Genomic DNA, 638 nt, shown 5'->3' with positions numbered 1-638 from the left:
ACCAAACGGGGCGAAAAGTAGCTGAAGACTTCAAAGCCACGATGACAATTGTCTTTGATGACCTCTTGCCTCAATGGAACTACACCGCCGTCCCAGAAGTTCAGGTTATTTAATCCACGTTCCTAAGACCAGTGTCAGACGCTGGTTTACCTGCCCTATGCGTTTGCAGCAACTATTACAATCAATTAAGCCTGACGATTGCCTACCAGAGGATTTAGTGTTCCGTGCCCCCAAAGGTGGCATCATCAGCGAGAAAAACTTCCACCAACGGGCTTGGTTAACCGTGACGGCCGCATTGGGATTGAACGAAAAAGATGGGGTTACGATGACCCCGTACAACTGCCGAGATACGTTCATTACTCTTCAGGCTTTAGCGGGGCACTCGTCTACCACCATTGCCAGGTGGGTAGGTAATTCTTCAAAGGTGATTGAAGACCGTTATCTAGATCGGCTGAAGATGGACAAACTACGGCCTACCGATGTTTGAGGTGGTCTTCTTGCGTCTGTAGATCTAAGAGGGTGTTTGAAAAGTTAGGGCTTGAGTAAAAAAGCTCACTCCGTGTAGGTTGCAGATGAATGTCAGCAACGCCGGAGTGAGGCTATGAGTAAAGACTACCCCAGCAACTTAACCCGAGCCC

1 protein-coding gene is annotated in these 638 nt (G+C 48.7%); it reads left to right on the top strand.

All coding sequences use genetic code 11. From position 1 onward, the window contains the following. Positions 1–157 precede the first annotated feature (157 nt). On the top strand, positions 158–487 hold the full coding sequence (locus VB780_RS14280) for a hypothetical protein (protein ID WP_323351831.1): 330 nt from the start codon (positions 158–160) through the stop codon (positions 485–487). Positions 488–638: the final 151 nt, after the last annotated feature.

This window comes from Leptolyngbya sp. CCNP1308 (assembly GCF_034932455.1).
In the GTDB taxonomy this organism is placed as follows: Bacteria; Cyanobacteriota; Cyanobacteriia; order Phormidesmidales; family Phormidesmidaceae; genus Nodosilinea.
The sequence above is the reverse complement of the archived record's forward strand: the minus strand, read 5'-3'. Positions and strand labels throughout refer to the sequence as shown.

Bases quoted from the DNA above. Each gene is read 5' to 3' on its own strand.
- VB780_RS14280 (WP_323351831.1), top strand. From the start codon at position 158: ATGCGTTTGCAGCAACTATTACAATCAATTAAGCCTGACGATTGCCTA.